The 16,305-nt window shown below is 74.5% G+C and carries 15 protein-coding genes; 6 read left to right on the top strand and 9 right to left on the bottom strand.

Annotated elements, in window-relative coordinates; genetic code table 11:
* Positions 1–175 precede the first annotated feature (175 nt).
* The 3 genes from WA788_RS11080 (at position 176) to WA788_RS11070 (ending at position 4,436) form a co-directional block, all read left to right on the top strand.
* Complete coding sequence (locus tag WA788_RS11080) at positions 176–1,030, top strand: MIP/aquaporin family protein (RefSeq protein ID WP_335975314.1); 855 nt, start codon at positions 176–178, stop codon at positions 1,028–1,030.
* Positions 1,031–1,303: 273 nt separating this feature from the next.
* Positions 1,304–2,815 carry a glycerol kinase GlpK gene (gene glpK, locus WA788_RS11075; protein ID WP_335976248.1) on the top strand — a complete coding sequence of 504 codons (1,512 nt, stop codon included), beginning with the start codon at positions 1,304–1,306 and terminating at the stop codon, positions 2,813–2,815.
* A gap of 7 nt (positions 2,816–2,822) precedes the next feature.
* Positions 2,823–4,436, top strand: coding sequence for a glycerol-3-phosphate dehydrogenase/oxidase (locus tag WA788_RS11070; protein ID WP_335975312.1), 1,614 nt, complete (start codon positions 2,823–2,825; stop codon positions 4,434–4,436).
* Positions 4,437–4,588: 152 nt separating this feature from the next.
* Here the strand turns inward: WA788_RS11070 and WA788_RS11065 are convergent, their stop codons facing one another.
* Entirely contained in the window at positions 4,589–5,365 is a 777-nt protein-coding gene (locus WA788_RS11065; RefSeq protein ID WP_335975309.1) for a nucleotidyltransferase domain-containing protein, read from the bottom strand.
* 167 nt (positions 5,366–5,532) lie between these two features.
* Here WA788_RS11065 and WA788_RS11060 point away from each other — a divergent pair, with 167 nt between their 5' ends.
* Complete coding sequence (locus WA788_RS11060) at positions 5,533–6,204, top strand: FadR/GntR family transcriptional regulator (RefSeq protein ID WP_335975305.1); 672 nt, start codon at positions 5,533–5,535, stop codon at positions 6,202–6,204.
* A gap of 49 nt (positions 6,205–6,253) precedes the next feature.
* Here WA788_RS11060 and WA788_RS11055 read toward each other — a convergent pair whose 3' ends face one another.
* The 4 genes from WA788_RS11055 to WA788_RS11040 form a co-directional block, all read right to left on the bottom strand.
* On the bottom strand, positions 6,254–7,105 hold the full coding sequence (locus tag WA788_RS11055) for an amidohydrolase family protein (RefSeq protein ID WP_335975302.1): 852 nt from the start codon (positions 7,103–7,105) through the stop codon (positions 6,254–6,256).
* A complete protein-coding gene (locus WA788_RS11050) occupies positions 7,102–8,094 on the bottom strand; it encodes an aldo/keto reductase (protein WP_335975298.1) in 993 nt (330 codons plus the stop codon). Before WA788_RS11050 ends, WA788_RS11055 begins: the two co-directional genes overlap by 4 nt.
* Positions 8,095–8,201: 107 nt before the next feature.
* Entirely contained in the window at positions 8,202–9,011 is an 810-nt protein-coding gene (locus WA788_RS11045) for an SDR family NAD(P)-dependent oxidoreductase (protein ID WP_335975295.1), read from the bottom strand.
* Positions 9,008–10,327, bottom strand: a complete 1,320-nt coding sequence (locus WA788_RS11040) for an enolase C-terminal domain-like protein (RefSeq protein WP_335975293.1) — start codon at positions 10,325–10,327, stop codon at positions 9,008–9,010. The genes WA788_RS11045 and WA788_RS11040 overlap by 4 nt, the downstream gene beginning before the upstream one ends.
* Before the next feature lie 305 nt (positions 10,328–10,632).
* Here WA788_RS11040 and WA788_RS11035 point away from each other — a divergent pair, with 305 nt between their 5' ends.
* Positions 10,633–11,622, top strand: coding sequence for a PAC2 family protein (locus WA788_RS11035; protein WP_335975288.1), 990 nt, complete (start codon positions 10,633–10,635; stop codon positions 11,620–11,622).
* Between the two features lie 12 nt (positions 11,623–11,634).
* Here the strand turns inward: WA788_RS11035 and mshC are convergent, their stop codons facing one another.
* From mshC to WA788_RS11015, 4 genes are all read right to left on the bottom strand, one after another.
* Complete coding sequence (mshC, locus tag WA788_RS11030; protein WP_335975284.1) at positions 11,635–12,864, bottom strand: cysteine--1-D-myo-inosityl 2-amino-2-deoxy-alpha-D-glucopyranoside ligase; 1,230 nt, start codon at positions 12,862–12,864, stop codon at positions 11,635–11,637.
* A gap of 83 nt (positions 12,865–12,947) precedes the next feature.
* The gene (locus WA788_RS11025; protein ID WP_443034009.1) at positions 12,948–13,922 is read right to left on the bottom strand and encodes an SCO1664 family protein; all 975 of its coding nucleotides are present in this window, start codon (positions 13,920–13,922) and stop codon (positions 12,948–12,950) included.
* Positions 13,886–14,476: a DUF3090 domain-containing protein gene (locus WA788_RS11020; RefSeq protein WP_335975281.1), complete on the bottom strand. Its 591-nt coding sequence runs from the start codon at positions 14,474–14,476 to the stop codon at positions 13,886–13,888. The genes WA788_RS11025 and WA788_RS11020 overlap by 37 nt, the downstream gene beginning before the upstream one ends.
* A gap of 105 nt (positions 14,477–14,581) precedes the next feature.
* Entirely contained in the window at positions 14,582–15,310 is a 729-nt protein-coding gene (locus WA788_RS11015) for a histidine phosphatase family protein (RefSeq protein ID WP_335975278.1), read from the bottom strand.
* 366 nt (positions 15,311–15,676) lie between these two features.
* Here WA788_RS11015 and WA788_RS11010 point away from each other — a divergent pair, with 366 nt between their 5' ends.
* A complete protein-coding gene (locus WA788_RS11010) occupies positions 15,677–16,264 on the top strand; it encodes a hypothetical protein (RefSeq protein WP_335975275.1) in 588 nt (195 codons plus the stop codon).
* The last annotated feature ends 41 nt before the right edge of the window (positions 16,265–16,305 follow it).

Raw genomic sequence — 16,305 nt, 5'->3', positions numbered from 1 at the left:
GGGGCGGCTTGCCGCGGTGTGCCCGGACCGGCGGGCGGGAAGTCATGAGTCTGGTCGGTCACACGGCTCTTGACCTGGTCATCGCAGGGGGCGAGACTTTCGACCTGCGGTCGACAATGTCGAACAACGGACGAATATTGGACCGCGGCTCAGGGACTGGGACAAAGGAGTCGACGTGTCCAACGGCCACATAGTCATCGGCGAACTCTTCGGTACCGCCGTGCTGATCCTGCTCGGCGGCGGAGTGTGCGCCGCGGTGACCCTCAAACGATCCAAGGCCAGAGACGCCGGCTGGGTGGCGATCTCCTTCGGCTGGGGCCTGGCGGTGCTGGGCGGCGCCTACATCGCCAACGGCTACTCCGGCGGCCAGCTCAACCCGGCCGTCACCTTGGGTGTCGCCATCAAGACCGGCGACTGGAGCACCATGCCGTACTACCTGATCGGGGAGTTCGGCGGTGCGATCATCGGCGCGGTACTGGTGTGGGCGGCCTATCTCGGCCAGTTCCACGCGCACCTGACCGACCCCGCCGTGGTGGGCCCGGCGGCCGGCGGGGCCGCCGACGGCACCGCGCAGGCGGTCGCGGCCGGCGAGGCCGGCGGCGCCCCCAAGGCCGACCCGGCCGGACCGGTCAGCGCCGACGCGGAGGCGCAGCCCGGCGGCCCGGTGCTCGGGGTCTTCTCCACCGGCCCGGAGATCCGCAACCCGGTGCAGAACCTGCTCACCGAGATCATCGCGACCGCGGTGCTGGTGGAGTTCATCCTCACCCAGGGCATGACCAAGGGCCTGGCGCTCAACGGCACGGGCATCCTGCTCACCGCACTGCTCGTGGTCGGTATCGGCCTGTCGCTCGGCGGCCCCACCGGCTACGCGATCAACCCCGCGCGCGACCTCGGCCCGCGGATCGTGCACGCGCTGCTCCCGCTGCCCAACAAGGGCGGCTCGGACTGGGGATACGCGTGGATTCCGGTGGTCGGCCCGCTTGTCGGCGCCGCGATCGCCGGTGGCTTGTACAGGCTGGCCTTCATGTAACGCGCCCACCCGAGCGCGCGTGGCGCGCGCGGCCCCCTTCCGCGCGCGCCACGGCCGCCGTACCGGCCCCGCCGCCGACCGCCGCACCCGAACACGAGACACGCGGCACCGGCCCGATCCGCCCACCGACCCGCCCGCACAGGACGCCAGACCCAGCAGGAGCAGACCGTGACCGACACCCCGCACGAGACCGGCACCACCGCCGCCGACGCCACCGCCTCCGCCGACCCGGCCGCACAGGACGCCGGCGGTTCGCACGGCACCGGCCCCTTCATCGCCGCCATCGACCAGGGCACCACCTCCAGCCGCTGCATCGTCTTCGACCGGGACGGCCGGATCGTGGCGGTGGACCAGAAGGAGCACGAGCAGATCTTCCCCAAGCCCGGCTGGGTGGAGCACGACGCCGCCGAGATCTGGACCAACGTCCAGGAGGTGGTGGCCGGCGCCGTCCGCCGCGCCGCCCAGGACGTGCCCGGCTTCGCGCCCTCCGACGTCAAGGCGATCGGCATCACCAACCAGCGCGAGACGACGCTGCTGTGGGACCGGCACACCGGCGAGCCGGTGCACAACGCGCTGGTCTGGCAGGACACCCGCACCGACGCGCTCTGCCGCGAACTGGGCCGGGACGTCGGCCAGGACCGGTTCCGCGCGAAGACCGGGCTGCCGCTCGCGTCGTACTTCGCCGGCCCGAAGATCCGCTGGCTGCTGGACAACGTGCCGGGCCTGCGCGAGCGCGCCGAGGCCGGCGACATCCTCTTCGGCACCATGGACTCCTGGGTGATCTGGAACCTCACCGGCGGCGCGGACGGCGGGGTGCACGTCACGGACGTCACCAACGCCTCCCGCACCCTGCTGATGGACCTGCGCACCCTCGACTGGGACCAGGAGATCCTGGACGAGATCGGCGTGCCGGCCGCGGTGCTGCCGCGCATCGGCTCCTCCGCCGAGGTCTACGGCACCACGGACATCGGCGGGCTGTCGGACGTCCCGGTGGCCTCCGCCCTCGGCGACCAGCAGGCCGCGCTCTTCGGCCAGACCTGCTTCGCGCCCGGCGAGGCCAAGTCCACCTACGGCACCGGCACGTTCATGCTGCTCAACACCGGCGAGACCCCGGTGGACTCGCACAACGGCCTGATCACCACCGTCGGCTACCGGATCGGCGACCAGGCGCCGGTGTACGCGCTGGAGGGCTCGATCGCCGTCACCGGCTCCCTGGTGCAGTGGATGCGCGACCAGATGGGCCTGATCAGCACCGCCGCCGAGATCGAGACGCTGGCGCTGACCGTCGAGGACAACGGCGGCGCCTACTTCGTACCGGCATTCTCCGGGCTGTTCGCCCCCTACTGGCAGGACGACGCCCGCGGGGTGATCGCCGGGCTGACCCGCTACGTCACCAAGGCGCACATCGCCCGCGCCGTCCTGGAGGCGACCGCCTGGCAGACCCGCGAGATCGCCGACGCGATGACCAAGGACTCCGGTGTCGAACTGGCCGCCCTGAAGGTCGACGGCGGCATGACCTCCAACAACCTGCTCATGCAGACCCTCGCCGACGTGCTGGCCGCACCCGTGGTGCGCCCCATGGTCGCCGAGACCACCTGCCTGGGCGCGGCCTACGCCGCCGGACTCGCGGTGGGCTTCTGGCCGGACACCGACACGCTGCGCGCCAACTGGCGGCGCGCGGCGGAATGGACGCCCCGGATGGCGGACGCCGAACGGGAGCGCGAGTACCACAACTGGCGCAAGGCCGTGACCCGGACCATGGGCTGGATCGAAGAGGAGCACTGAGAACGCCATGACCACCCTGCAACGCGTCCCCGCGCTGGGGACGCACCCGACCGCCGGCACGAACCCCGGGCGGGCCGAGACCCGCGAACTGCTCGGGCACGCCACGTACGACCTGCTGGTGATCGGCGGCGGCATCCTCGGCATCACCACCGCCTGGCACGCCGCCCAGTCGGGACTGCGGGTGGCGATGGTGGACGCCGGCGACTTCGCCGGCGCCACCTCCTCGGCCTCCTCCAAGCTGCTCCACGGCGGCCTGCGCTACCTCCAGACCGGAGCGGTGCGGCTGGTCGCCGAGAACCACCTGGAGCGGCGCGCGGTCTCCCACGACGTCGCGCCGCACCTGGCCAACCCGCTCACCTTCTACCTGCCGGTCTACAAGGGCGGCCCGCACGGCGCGGCCAAGCTCGGCGCGGGCGTGTTCGCGTACTCCGCGCTGTCCGCGTTCCGGGACGGCGTCGGGCACGTCATCAGCCCGGCCCGGGCCGCCCGCGACGTGCCCGAGCTGCGCACCGACGACCTGCGCGCGGTCGCGGTCTACGAGGACGGGCAGATGAACGACGCCCGGATGGCCCTGATGACGGTGCGGGCGGCGGTCGACGCGGGCGCGACCGTGCTCAACCACGCCGAGGTCACCGGGCTGCGCTTCACCCGCGGCCGGGTGACCGGCGCGGAGCTGCGCGACCGCACCGACGGCGCCGAGTTCGGCGTGGACGCGCGGCTGGTGCTCAACGCGACCGGCCCGTGGGTGGACCACCTGCGGCGGATGGAGGACCCGACCGCGGTGCCCTCGATCCGGCTGTCCAAGGGCGCGCACCTGGTGCTCAAGCGGACCGCGCCGTGGCGGGCGGCACTGGCCACCCCGATCGACAAGTACCGCATCACCTTCGCGCTGCCGTGGGAGGACATGCTGCTGCTCGGCACGACCGACGAGGAGTACGAGGGCGACCCGGGCGAGGTGGCGGTCACCGAGGCCGACATCACCCAGATCCTGGACGAGGCGGCGTTCTCCGTCCGCGACCACCAGCTCACCCGGGACCTGATCACCTACTCCTTCGCCGGGCTGCGGGTGCTGCCGGGCGGGCCGGGCGACACCGCGAAGGCCAAGCGGGAGACCGTGGTCACCGAGGGCCGCGGCGGGATGCTGTCCATCGCGGGCGGCAAGTGGACCACCTTCCGGCACATCGGCCGCACCGTGATGGCGAAGCTCGCCGAGCTGCCCGGGCACCCGCTCGCCGACGACCTGGAGCCGCTGTCCCGGCTGCCCAAGCGCGCCCCGCTGCCCGGGTTCGCCAGCCGCGACGCGGTCGCGCACCGGCTGGTCGTCGACGGCATCGCGCCCGGCCCGCGGATGGCCGCCGACACCGCGGGCCACCTCGCCGGGCACTACGGCTCGCTCGCCTTCGACATCGCCCGCCTGGCCAACGAGGACCCGGCGCTGGCCGAGCGCATCCACCCGGACGCGCCGGAGATCTGGGCCCAGGTGGTCTACGCCCGCGACCACGAGTGGGCACAGGACGTGGACGACGTGCTGCGGCGTCGGACCACGCTCACCATCCGGGGTCTGGACACGCCGGAGGTAAGGGAGGGCGTGGCGCGCCTGCTGAAGGAGCGCCAGGACTGAGGACGGCACCGGCCGTTCGAATCAGCCGGGGCCGCCCGCTGTTCCTCCGGGGACGGCGGGCGGCCCCGCCGCTTCCCGGCGGGGGCGGCCCGGCTTCACAGCTGGGGTCCGGCCTTGCAGCTGGGGTCCGGCTTTACGGCTGGGGTCCGGCTTTACGGCTGGGGCGGCGCGGGGTCCAGCAGGGCGTCGAGTTCCGCCAGGAGTTCGGCGGATGGGACGCGGCCGGTCCGCTCCAGCAGGGCCAGCCAGCGCTCCCGGCCCTCGCGCCACAGCGCGGGCAGGGTGCCGGCGGCGACGGCGCGGACGGTAGCGGGCGGCAGCTCGGCCTCGGCGGCGCGGGACGGGGTGAGCCAGTGCGCGGTGCTGTGCTCGGCCAGGCGGGCCATCCACAGCAGGTGGCGGGCGGCGTGCGCGAGGGCGTCCCGCGCCCGCAGGTGCTCGCCGCGGGCGGTGACGTGGGCGGCGAGCACCATCCAGTTGGCGAACCGCCCGCACAGGTCGGCGACCTCCTCGGCGGTGCCGGGCAGCGGCGCGCGGACGGGCAGCGCGGCGAGCACCGGGGCGAGCGCGCCGTCGCGGTCCACCACGACCATCGCGTCGACGGCCGCGCCCCTGGCCGGCCACTCCCCCACCGACGGGATGTCCGCGGTGGTGGCGAAGTGGAACTCGCCGCGGACCGCCTGGGCGAAGAGCGCCACATGGGTGCCGAACTCGTTGCGCAGCAGCAGGCGGACCGGCGCGACCCGGGCGCACCAGGCAGCCGGGTCGAGAGCGGCGCGCGCCGCCGGGTCGAGGAAGAGCCAGAACTCCACGTCGCTGTGCGCGTCGCCCTCCCCCGCGGCGAAGGAGCCGTACATCAAAGCGGCGCGGACGCCCTCGTCGGCGCGGCACAACGCCCGCACCCGGTCGATCAGTTCGTGCTGGATCACGCGCGCCAGTATGGGTGTGCGGCCGGGCCGGCTCCAGCGGTTTCGCGGCGCGGCGGCCCCGTACGGGGGCGGGCGTGGGGACGTGGCGGCGGGTGTGGCCCATAATGGGGATACATCGGAGGTCTGGCCCGGCAGGGTGCCGGCAGGCCCGACACGGGGAGGCCCGGATGGCGGTCACGGACGAGGCGATCGAGAAGATCAAGGACATGATCGTCTCGGGGGCGCTGCGGCCGGGCGACCGGCTGCCCAAGGAGAGCGAACTGGCGGCCGAGCTGGGGCTGTCCCGCAACTCCCTGCGCGAGGCGGTGCGCGCGCTGTCGCTGATCCGCATCCTCGACGTACGGCAGGGCGACGGCACCTACGTCACCAGCCTGGACCCGCAACTGCTGCTGGAGGCGCTGAGCTTCGTGGTGGACTTCCACCGCGACGACACGGTGCTGGAGTTCCTGGCGGTGCGGCGCATCCTGGAGCCGGCGGCGACCGCGATGGCGGCGGTCCGACTCACCGCCGACGAGCTCGACGTCCTCCAGGGCAAGCTGGACGCGCTCGGCCCGGCCCCCTCGGTGGAGCAACTGGTCGCCTCCGACCTGGACTTCCACCGCGGCATCGTGCAGGGCTCGGGCAACTCCGTGCTCTGCTCGCTCCTGGACGGGCTGTCCGGGCCCACCACCCGCGCCCGGATCTGGCGCGGGGTGACCCAGGAGGACGCCATCGCCCGCACCCTCCACGAGCACCGGGCGATCCTCGGCGCGCTGCGCGACCGCGACCCCGACGCGGCGCGCGCCTGGGCCACGGTCCATGTGGCGAGCGTCGAGCAGTGGCTGCGCTCCACCCTGTAGGGGCCGGGCAGGTCGGGCCAAGCAGGTCAGGCCAGGTAGGCCGTGCCGGTCAGGCCAGGCCGTAGACGCGGAAGGCGTTGCCGCCGAACACCGCGTGCCGTTCGTCCGCGCTCAGGTCGGCCGTCGCCTGCTCGGCGAGCGCGACGACGTCGGCGTACCGGCCCGCGAGCGTGCACACCGGCCAGTCGGAGCCGAAGAGCACCCGGTCGGAGCCGAAGGCCGCCAGGACGTGGCGGGCGTGGGGCAGCACGTCCTGCGGCCGCCAGGACGCCCACTCCGCCTCGGTGACCAGCCCGGACAGCTTGCACACCGTGTTGGGGTGGTCGGCGACCGCGGAGATCTGCTCGGCCCACGGCTCCCACCGCCCGGCCGCGATCGGCGGCTTGCCCGCGTGGTCCAGCACGAAGCGCACCTCGGGCAGTTCCTCGACGGCGGCGAGCGCGGCGGACAGCTCGCGCGGGGTGACGAGCAGGTCGTAGGCGAGCCCGGCGGCGGCCACCGCGCGCAGCCCGGCGCGCACGTCGGGGCGGTCCAGCCACTGCGGGTCGGCCTCGTCCTGGACCTGGTGGCGGATGCCCACCAGCGGCCCGGCCGCGGCGAGTTCGGCGAGCACGCCGGGCAGCGCGTCGGGGTCGGTGAGGTCGGCCCAGCCGACCACGCCGGAGATCCGGCCGTGCGAGGCGCGGGCGAGGGCCAGCAGGTCGCGGGTCTCCTCGAGCGAGGAGCTGGACTGCACGACGATGGTGGTGTCGATGCCGTGCGCGTCCAGCTCCGGCAGCAGCTCCGGCAGCGCGAAGGTGCGGTTCAGCGGTGCCAGGGCGGCGCCGCGCAGCCAGGGCTGCGGGCGGCGGTCGAGGTCCCACAGGTGGTGGTGCGCGTCGATGCGCAGCGGCCGGGTCACCGCCCCACCGCCGGGAGGGCGGCGGCCGGCAGCGGCACGTCCGGGTCGAGCAGGCCCTGCGCGACGAGCGCGGGCCACAGCTCGGCGGGGATGTCGTAGTCGAACAGCGCCGCGTTGTCGCGGACCTCGGCCGCGCTCGCGGCGCCGACCACCGCGCAGGTGACCGCGGGGTGCGCGAACGGGTAGCGCAGCGCGGCCGCCCGCAGCGGCACCCCGAACTCGCCGCAGACCGCCTGGAGTTGCCGGGCCCGCTCGACGAGGCCGGCGGGCGCGGCCTGGTAGTCGTAGGGCGCGCCCGGCCGGGGGTCGGCGAGCAGCCCGGAGTTGTAGACGCCGCCGGCCACCACCTGGGTGCCGCGCCGCTCGCAGACCGGCAGCAGGTCGTCGTACGCGGTGCGCTCCAGCAGCGTCCAGCGGCCCGCGCACAGCACCACGTCCACGTCGAGGTCGGCGACGAGGCCGGCCAGTACCCCGCTGTGGTTCATGCCGAAGCCGATCGCCCCGACCACGCCCTGGTCGCGCAGCGCGGCGAGCGCCGGGAAGCCGGTGGCGCGGACCTCGTCGAGGTGGTCCTCGACGTCGTGCAGGAAGACGAGGTCGACCCGGTCCACGCCGAGGCGGCGCAGCGAGCCCTCCAAGGTGGCCTCGATGCCGTCGGCGGTGAAGTCCCACTCCCGGGCCCGGGGCGGGTTGTCGACGAAGCCCTGGCCGTCGGGGGTCTCGCCGGGCCGCAGGTCCCGCAGCCGCCGGCCGACCTTGGTCGACAGCAGGTACGACCCGCGGTCCCGCCCGGCCAGCGCCGCGCCGAGCCGCTCCTCGGCGCGGCCCAGGCCGTAGTGCGGCGCCACGTCGAAGTACGCCGGCTGCCCGGCGCGGGTGGCGAACGCGGCCGCGACCGTCGCCTCGGCCTGCTCGTCGGTCATCGCGGTGTAGAGGTTGCCGAGCGGGGCGCAGCCGAGGCCGAGCCGGGGCAGTGCCGGTACGGGCATGCGGTGGGTCCCTCCTAGCGGGAAACGGGTGCGGGGTGCGGGCGGGGAGTGCGGTTCGGGCGTGCGGGCGGGGCCGGCGACGGGGGTCCGTCGCGGCAGGCAGGACCCTAGTCGGCCGACGGGCGCAGCCGCAGGCCCTGCATGCCGCCGTCCACGGCGAGACTGGCCCCGGTGACGCTGGCGGCCGCGGGGCTCGCCAGGTAGACGATCGCGGCGGCGACCTCGTCGGCGCTGACCAGCCGCCCCATCGGCTGCCGGGCGTTGAGCGCGGCCCGCTCGGCGGCCGGGTCGCCGGCCTGGTCGAGCAGCCGGCCGACCCACGGCGTGTCGGCCGTACCGGGGTTGACGCAGTTCACCCGGACGCCTTCGCGGACGTGGTCGGCGGCCATCGCGAGGGTCAGGGCGAGCACGGCGCCCTTGCTGGCGCTGTACAGGGCCCGTTGGGGCAGGCCGGCGGTGGCCGCGATGGAGCAGGTGTGGGTGATCGAGGCGCTGCCGGGGCGGGCGGCCGCGGCGGCGCGCAGGTGCGGCAGGGCGGCGCGGGCGGTCCGCACCAGGCCGAGCACATTGATGTCCAGCACCCGCCGCCACTCGTCGTCGGCGTTGTCCTCCACCGTCCCCACGGCGCCGATCCCGGCATTGCCGACGAGGATGTGCAGGCTGCCCAGGGTGCCGACGGCCTCGGCGACCGCGGCGCGCACCGCCTGGTCGGAGGTGACGTCGGCCTGGACCGGGACGGTGCCCTCGGGGGCGCCCGCGGGGTCGCGGTCCAGTACGGCGACGCGCGCGCCGCGGGCGGTCAGCAGCCGGGCGGTGGCGGCGCCGATGCCGGAGGCGCCGCCGGTGACCAGGGCGGTCAGCCCGGCGAGGTCCTGGGCGGAGGCGGTGGGGACGGGGGTGTGCGGGGCGTCGGTCATCGGGCTGCCAGCTCCTGTCGGGCCACCCAGACCGGACCGTCCGGGTAGCGGTAGTCGGTGAGGGTCGCGGGGACCATGCGGGCGGAGAAGCCGGGGGCGGTGGGCGCCCGGTAGCGGCCGCCCGCGACCACCGCGGGGTCGGTGAAGTGCTCGTGCAGGTGGGGGACGTACTCGATCACGCGGTCGTCCCAACTGCCGGAGACGGCCACGTAGTCGAACATCGAGAGGTGCTGGACGAGTTCGCACAGGCCGACGCCGCCGGCGTGCGGGCAGACCGGCACGCCGAACTTGGCGGCCAGCAGCAGGATCGCCACGTTCTCGTTGACCCCGGCCACCCGGGCCGCGTCGATCTGCACGAAGTCCACGGCGCCGGCCTGGAGCAGCTGCTTGAACACCACCCGGTTGGCGACATGCTCGCCGGTGGCGACCGGCACCGGCTGCCCGGCGCGCACCGCCGCGTGCCCGAGCACGTCGTCGGGGCTGGTCGGCTCCTCGATCCAGTACGGGTCGTAGGGGGCGAGCGCGCGCATCCACGTGATCGCCTCGGCCGCCTCCCAGCGCTGGTTGGCGTCGACGGCGATCCGGATGTCCGGGCCGACCGCCGCCCGGGCCAGCCGCATCCGCCGCAGGTCGTCGTCGAGGTCGGCGCCGACCTTCAGCTTGATCTGGGTGAAGCCGGCCGCGACCGCCTCGCGGGCCAGCCGGGTCAGCTTCTCGTCGGTGTAGCCGAGCCAGCCGGGCTCGGTGGTGTAGGCGGGGTAGCCCTCGCGGCGCAGCCGCCGCGCCCGCTCGGCGCGGCCGGGTTCGGCGCGGCGCAGGATCTCCAGGGCCTCGTCGCGGGTCAGCGCGTCGCCGAGGTAGCGGAAGTCGACCAGGTCCACGAGCTGTTCCGGGGTCATTTCGGCCAGCAGTTCCCACACCGGGCGGCCGGCCCGGCGGGCGGCCAGGTCCCAGGCGGCGTTGACGACCGCGCCGGCCGCCATGTGCATCACGCCCTTCTCCGGGCCGAGCCAGCGCAGTTGCGAGTCGTGGGTGAGCAGGCGGGCGAAGCCGCCGAGGTCGGCGGTGACGCTGTCCACGGTGCGGCCGACCACGTACGGGCGCAGGGCGCCGATCGCGGCGGCGACGACGTCGTTGCCGCGGCCGATGGTGAAGCACAGCGCGTGTCCGGCCAGTTCGTCCGGCCCGTCGGTGCGCAGCACCACATAGGCGGCGGAGTAGTCCGGGTCGGGGTTCATGGCGTCCGAGCCGTCGAGCTGCTCCGAGGTCGGGAAGCGGATGTCGGACACCTCGACCCCGGTGATGGTCGGACTCATGCACTCTCCCGTCACGAGACATCGGATCTCTATCGGTGATCCGATGTATAGCCCCGGATGGCGCGCTCCGTCCAGAGGGAGGCCGGAAATGGTCGACAACAGATCCGACGTATTCCGGTTCCAGCGGCCGGGGAGCCGGCCGGCGGGGTGTGCGGGGCGGCACGCGGAGGGCCGGCCCCGGCGCGGACTGCGGCGCACCGCCCCCGACGCCGTAGGCTTGTTCCCGCACGTGGACGTACACCGCGCGCACGGCAAGCCGGTACGGGGGCGGACCGCCGCCTCCGCCGGCCGGAAGGAGGAGCTGGGTGATCGAGCTGGAGGGTGTTCCCGAGCTGATCGACCCGGTCATGGTGGCCGCGTTCGAGGGCTGGAACGACGCCGGGGACGCGGCCTCCACCGCGGTCGACCACCTCGACCGGGAGTTCAAGGGCGAGGTCTTCGCGGCACTCGACGCGGAGGACTACTACGACTTCCAGGTCAACCGGCCCACGGTGTGGATGGACGGCGGCACCCGGAAGATCACCTGGCCCACCACCCGGCTGTCGGTGGTCCGCATCCAGTCGCCCAAGCCGCGCGACCTGGTGCTGGTGCGCGGGATCGAGCCCAGCATGCGGTGGCGCTCGTTCTGCAACGAGATCCTGGGCTTCGCCCACGAGTTGGGCGTCGAGATGGTCGTCGTCCTCGGCGCGCTGCTCGGCGACACCCCGCACACCCGGCCCGTCCCGGTCTCCGGGGTCACCTCCGACGCGGACCTGGCCGCCACCATGAACCTGGAGGAGTCCCGCTACGAGGGCCCCACCGGTATCGTCGGCATCCTCCAGGAGGCGTGCACGCACGCGGGCATCCCCGCGGTGAGCCTGTGGGCCGCGGTGCCGCACTACGTCTCCCAACCGCCCAACCCCAAGGCCACGTTGGCACTCCTGAACCGTCTGGAGGACCTGCTCGACCTGCGCGTCCCGCAGGGCGAGCTGCCCGAGGACGCCCGCGCCTGGCAGGTCGGCGTCGACCAGCTGGCCGCGGAGGACAGCGAGGTCGCGGAGTACGTCCAGACGCTGGAGGAGGCGCGGGACACCGCGGAGCTGCCGGAGGCATCCGGCGAGGCCATCGCCAAGGAGTTCGAGCGGTACCTGCGGCGCCGCGACCCCGGGGACTACGCGACGAGCGAGGGTACGGACGGGGTGCCCAACTTCCGCGCCAAACCCGAGCCCCGTCAGGAGCCGGAGTCCGCTCCTGACGAGGCCGAGGGCGACGACGAGAGCGGCTCCGGCTCCTCCGGGGAAGACGGCGACGAGTAGCGGCGCGCCGTATTACAGGGCCACGCCCAGGAGGGCGTCGACCGTGCGGGAGACCAGCCCGGGGGCACCTGTGTCCGTACCCCCACCCGCCGCCTGCGAGGCCGCCCAGGCGTCGACGGCGGCGAGGGCGCGAGGCGCGTCCAGGTCGTCCGCGAGGGCGGCCCGCACCTCTTCGAGCAGCGCGTCGGCGGACGGACCGTCCGGGCGGGAGACGGCGGCGCGCCAGCGGCCGAGGCGGGCGACGGCGTCGGCGAGGACGGCGTCGGTCCACTCCCAGTCGGCCCGGTAGTGGTGCGCGAGCAGCGCCAGCCGGATCGCGGCCGGATCGACCCCGTCCTTGCGCAGCGCGGAGACGAAGACGAGGTTGCCCCGGGACTTGGACATCTTCTCGCCGTCGAGGCCGACCATCCCGGCGTGGACGTACGCCTTCGCGAACGGGTACCCGCCGGTGAGCACCTGGGCGTGCGAGGCGCCCATCTCGTGGTGCGGGAAGGCGAGGTCGGAGCCGCCGCCCTGGACGTCGAAGCCCATCCCGAGATGGTCCAGCGCGATCGCCACGCACTCGATGTGCCAGCCGGGCCGCCCGGGCCCGAGGGACGCGCCGTCCCAGCTCGGCTCGCCCGGCCGCTCGGCGCGCCACAGCATCGGGTCGAGCGGGTTCTTCTTGCCCGGGCGCTCCGGGTCGCCGCCGCGCTCCGCGGAGAGCACCCGCATCGCCGCCGCGTCCAGGCGGGAGACCGAGCCGAAGTGCGGGTCGCACTCGACCGAGAAGTACACGTCGCCGTCCACGTCGTAGGCGGCGCCCGCCTCCCGCAGGCGCTCGATCAGCGGCACGATGCCGGGTATGGCCTCGACGGCGCCGATGTAGTGGGCCGGGGGCAGCAGCCGCAGCGCCGTCATGTCCTCGCGGAACAGCGCGGTCTCGCGCTCGGCGAGCGCGGTCCAGTCGTCCCCGGTGTCCGCGGCCCGCTCCAGCAGCGGGTCGTCCACGTCCGTGACGTTCTGCACGTACTCGACCTGGCGCTTGGTGTCGAGCCACACCCGCTGCACCAGGTCGAACGCGTTGTAGGTCGCCGCGTGCCCCATGTGGGTGGCGTCGTACGGGGTGATCCCGCAGACGTACAGGCGGGCGACCGGACCGGGCTCGACGGACACGAGTCCCCCGGTCGACGTGTCGTGCAGACGGAGGGGGCGTCCGGTGCCCGGAAGGGCGGGGACGTCGGAGGCTGGCCAGGCATGCATGAGATGAGGGTAACCGGGCGGCCTCGCGCCCACTCCTCGCGGGCCCGGCGGAAACCCGCCCGTGACCAGGCCCTCCAGCCCGGTCAGACCGGCGGCCAGGGGATGGCGGGCCACTCGCCGGAGGGCGAGGGATGGACGCCGGTGGCCAGGAGCCGGTCCACCCGGGCGCGCAGGGCGGCGGTCTCGGCGGGGGTGAGGAGTTCGGCCAGCCGGTCGCCGAGCGGGCCGGAGAGGTCGGCTGCGAGCCGTCGGAGCATGTCGGCGGCCTCTACCGGCAGCGGCTCGCCCGCCCACCCCCACAGCAGGGTGCGCAGCTTGTCGTCGGTGTGGAAGGTCACGCCGTGGTCGATGCCGTAGAGCCGGCCGTCGGCGGCGACCAGCAGGTGGCCGCCCTTGCGGTCGGCGTTGTTCACCACGGCGTCCAGGACGGCCAGCCGGCGCAGCCTCGGGTCGTCGGCGTGGACGAGCAGCGCGGTGCCGCCGCCGTCGAGTTCGGCGCGGACGACCGCCTTCCAGCCCGGCGCCGGCTCCAGGTCCTCCGTCAGCGCCAGCAGCGCACCGGCGCCCCCCGCGCCGCCGGCCTCCTCGTCCGCGCCCGCGTCCTCACCGGCGTCCTCGGCCGGGTCGTCGTCGGCCGGGTCGTCCTCGTCCGCGGAGTCGATCCACAGCTGGACCATGCCCTCGCCGTACGGTCCGTCGCGCAGGACGGTGGGAGGCACCAGGCCCCAGCCGGTGGCCTCGGAGACGAGGTAGGCGGCGACCTCGCGCTCGGCGAGGGTGCCGTCGGGGAAGTCCCACAGCGGCCGCTCGCCGCGTACCGGTTTGTACACGCAGACGACGGTGTGGCCCTCGTGGGTGCTCTCGCACAGCAGCACGGCGTTGGACGCGTCGCGGATCTGCCCCCGCACCGTCAGCTCGCCGTGGCGCAGCGCCTCCATGTCCCGCGGGTCGAACGCGGCCGGAGCGACGGCCGGGGTGACGGCCGGTGCCGCGGTGCCGGTCCCCGGGTCCGTCCCGGTGCTCAGGCCGACCTCCGGTACCCGTTCTGGCGCGGGCATACGTGTCCTTCCGGGTCCAGGGGCAGGCTGCACAGCGGGCAGGGCGGGCGGCCGGCGGAGACCACGTCGAGCGCGCGCTTGGCGAACGACCGGGCCTGCGCGCCGGTGAGCAGCACCCGCAGCAGCGGCGGGCCGTTCTCGTCGTCCTGGAGCAGCTGCTCCTCGGCCGCCTCCAGCTCCTCCTCGTCCCCGCCGACCAGCTCCACCAGGGCCTGTGCCTCGATGACCATCCGCTCATGGGTGCCGTCCCACGCCAGCGCCATGGTGCCGACCCGGAACTCCTCCTCGACCGGCACCTCCAGCGGGGCGGCGTCCAGCATCTCGCTGGGGGCGACGGCGGGCACCGCGGCATTGCCGCCGGTCCTGCGCACCACCTCGTCCAGGAGTTCGTCGATGCGCTCGGCGAGCGCGGCCACCTGCGTCTTCTCCAGCGCCACGCTGGTGGTCCGGCCCAGCGCGGTGGCCTGGAGGAAGAACGTCCGCTGTCCCGGCTGACCGACGGTCCCGGCGACGAAACGCTCCGGGTGTTCGTAGAAGAAGACCTGACGGGGCACGCCCTGCTCCGTTTACTCGACGCGATCGAATGGATCGACTGTGCTGGTGGCGGGCGGCACGCCGGGGCGCGGGCCGCCGGTCATCCACCCTACTGCGGAAGGAGATCACGAGGTGCCGGTCGAGCCGCCCACCACCGCGTCCCCGGGGTCGATCCGGCCCGCCGCGCGCGCGTCCGCGGCGCCCTCGGCCGGCGGCACCGGGATCAGCCCGGTGAGGTCGCCGGTGTCGCCCAGCCGCAGCAGGAACGGCCGGTGCGGGGTGTAGCGGACCACCGTGACCGAGCAGGGGTCGGCGTTGATCCGCTGGAAGAGGTCGAGGTGCATGCCGAGCGCGTCGGCGACCAGCGCCTTGATGACGTCGCCGTGCGAGCAGACCAGGTACAGCGCGTCCGGGCCGTGCGCGGCCTCGATCCGGGCGTTCCAGTCCCGTACGGCGTCGACCGCGCGGGCCTGCATCGCCCGCATCGACTCGCCCTCGGCGCCGGGGAAGACCGCGGCGGAGGGGTGGCGCTGCACGGTCTCCCACAGCGGCTCCGCGACCAGCTCGCCGATCTTCCGGCCGGTCCAGTCGCCGTAGTGGCACTCGCCGAACCGGTCGTCGGTGTGCAGCGGCAGTTCGGACCGGGTCGCCAGCAGCGGGCCGACGGTCTCCTGGCAGCGCTCCAGGGGGCTGGCGACGACCGCGGCCAGCGGGAGCGCGGCGAGGCGGGCGGCGAGCGCGGTGGCCTGGGCGCGCCCGGTGTGGTCGAGGGCGACGCCGGGGGTCCAGCCGGCCAGTACGCCGTCGGTGTTGGCGGTCGAACGGCCGTGCCGGACGAGGATCACGGTGGGCATGTCCGCCACCGTAACCCCTTCCGGGCAGGCGCGTTGTGCTGGGTGACGGCCGTGGCGGGGAAGATCCCCCCGAGCCCCCACCACGGCCGCCGAGGGGCCGCCCGCCGCCCGGCCCGTTTTCCGAGCGTCTTTGCTCGCCGCTGACCGTGTTTTGCTCCCGCCTGACGCCCCGTTGCCTGTGCTTTGCATGCCCGTCAGGAGCCGTGCGCCCGGCGGCCGGTCGGGGTTTGCCGGTCCTCGCCCGCAGGCTCCGGCTTGTCACTCCCCGTGGGTAAGGTGCAACGGGGGACGGGTCGAGTCGGCCTGATGAGTCGGGACCGCGAAGCAGGTGTGGAGATGTTCAGCAAGGCGACGAGGAGCCGCCCGATGACGGATCTGGGCGTGGGTACCGCAGGCGCGGACTGGTCCGCCCACCCCCGGCTGAGGGACGCCGTGCAGGCCTACTTCCTGCACCCGGACATCGCGTTGGAGGCGATCGGCGGGGTGCTCGGCCGGCGCCGCGTGCGCGGCTTCACCCTGGAGCGGGTGGTGGACCTGACGGAGGCCGGCACCTCGATCTGGCAGGAGGCGGCGGTCTGCGACGGCCGGCGGCTCATCCTGTGGCACAGCGAGGAGTCCGCCGACGAGAGCGCCCCGGGCGGGACCGTGCTGGACTCCTCGGTGCAGGTGCTGCCGCTCGACGCGATCGGCCACATCGGCATGCGCACGCTCGTCGGGCACGACGAGCGCGGGCACCGCGTGGACCGCGGGGTCTACCTGGTGCTGGCCACCGCCATGCCCCACGAGGTCACCACCATCCAGCCCGACCCGGACGCCCCGCCGCCGCACGTCACCGCGCGCCTGCGCCCGGAGTCCTTCCGGTTCAGCAAGTCCCTGGAGGACGGCGGCCCCGGCCAGATCGCCCGCCTCATCGACTTCGGCCGCCTGCTGTCCCGCCTCGTCCCGAGCGGCTAGGACCCGAGCAGCTGGGAAGGGGCAGGGCAGCCCGGCGGGTC

Source organism: Streptomyces sp. CA2R106 (genome assembly GCF_037034245.1).
Lineage (GTDB): Bacteria > Actinomycetota > Actinomycetes > Streptomycetales > Streptomycetaceae > Actinacidiphila.
Note: the sequence above shows the minus strand (reverse complement) of the source record. Positions and strands in the feature narration are given on the sequence as shown.

Excerpts from the sequence above, each read along its gene's own strand:
- WA788_RS11070 (WP_335975312.1), top strand. The coding sequence starts at position 2,823 with ATGACCACCCTGCAACGCGTCCCCGCGCTGGGGACGCACCCGACCGCC.
- WA788_RS11060 (WP_335975305.1), top strand. The coding sequence starts at position 5,533 with ATGGCGGTCACGGACGAGGCGATCGAGAAGATCAAGGACATGATCGTC.
- WA788_RS11050 (WP_335975298.1), bottom strand. The coding sequence starts at position 8,094 with ATGCCCGTACCGGCACTGCCCCGGCTCGGCCTCGGCTGCGCCCCGCTC.
- WA788_RS11045 (WP_335975295.1), bottom strand. The coding sequence starts at position 9,011 with ATGACCGACGCCCCGCACACCCCCGTCCCCACCGCCTCCGCCCAGGAC.
- WA788_RS11040 (WP_335975293.1), bottom strand. The coding sequence starts at position 10,327 with ATGAGTCCGACCATCACCGGGGTCGAGGTGTCCGACATCCGCTTCCCG.
- mshC (WP_335975284.1), bottom strand. The coding sequence starts at position 12,864 with ATGCATGCCTGGCCAGCCTCCGACGTCCCCGCCCTTCCGGGCACCGGA.
- WA788_RS11025 (WP_443034009.1), bottom strand. The coding sequence starts at position 13,922 with ATGCCCGCGCCAGAACGGGTACCGGAGGTCGGCCTGAGCACCGGGACG.
- WA788_RS11015 (WP_335975278.1), bottom strand. The coding sequence starts at position 15,310 with ATGCCCACCGTGATCCTCGTCCGGCACGGCCGTTCGACCGCCAACACC.
- WA788_RS11010 (WP_335975275.1), top strand. The coding sequence starts at position 15,677 with ATGACGGATCTGGGCGTGGGTACCGCAGGCGCGGACTGGTCCGCCCAC.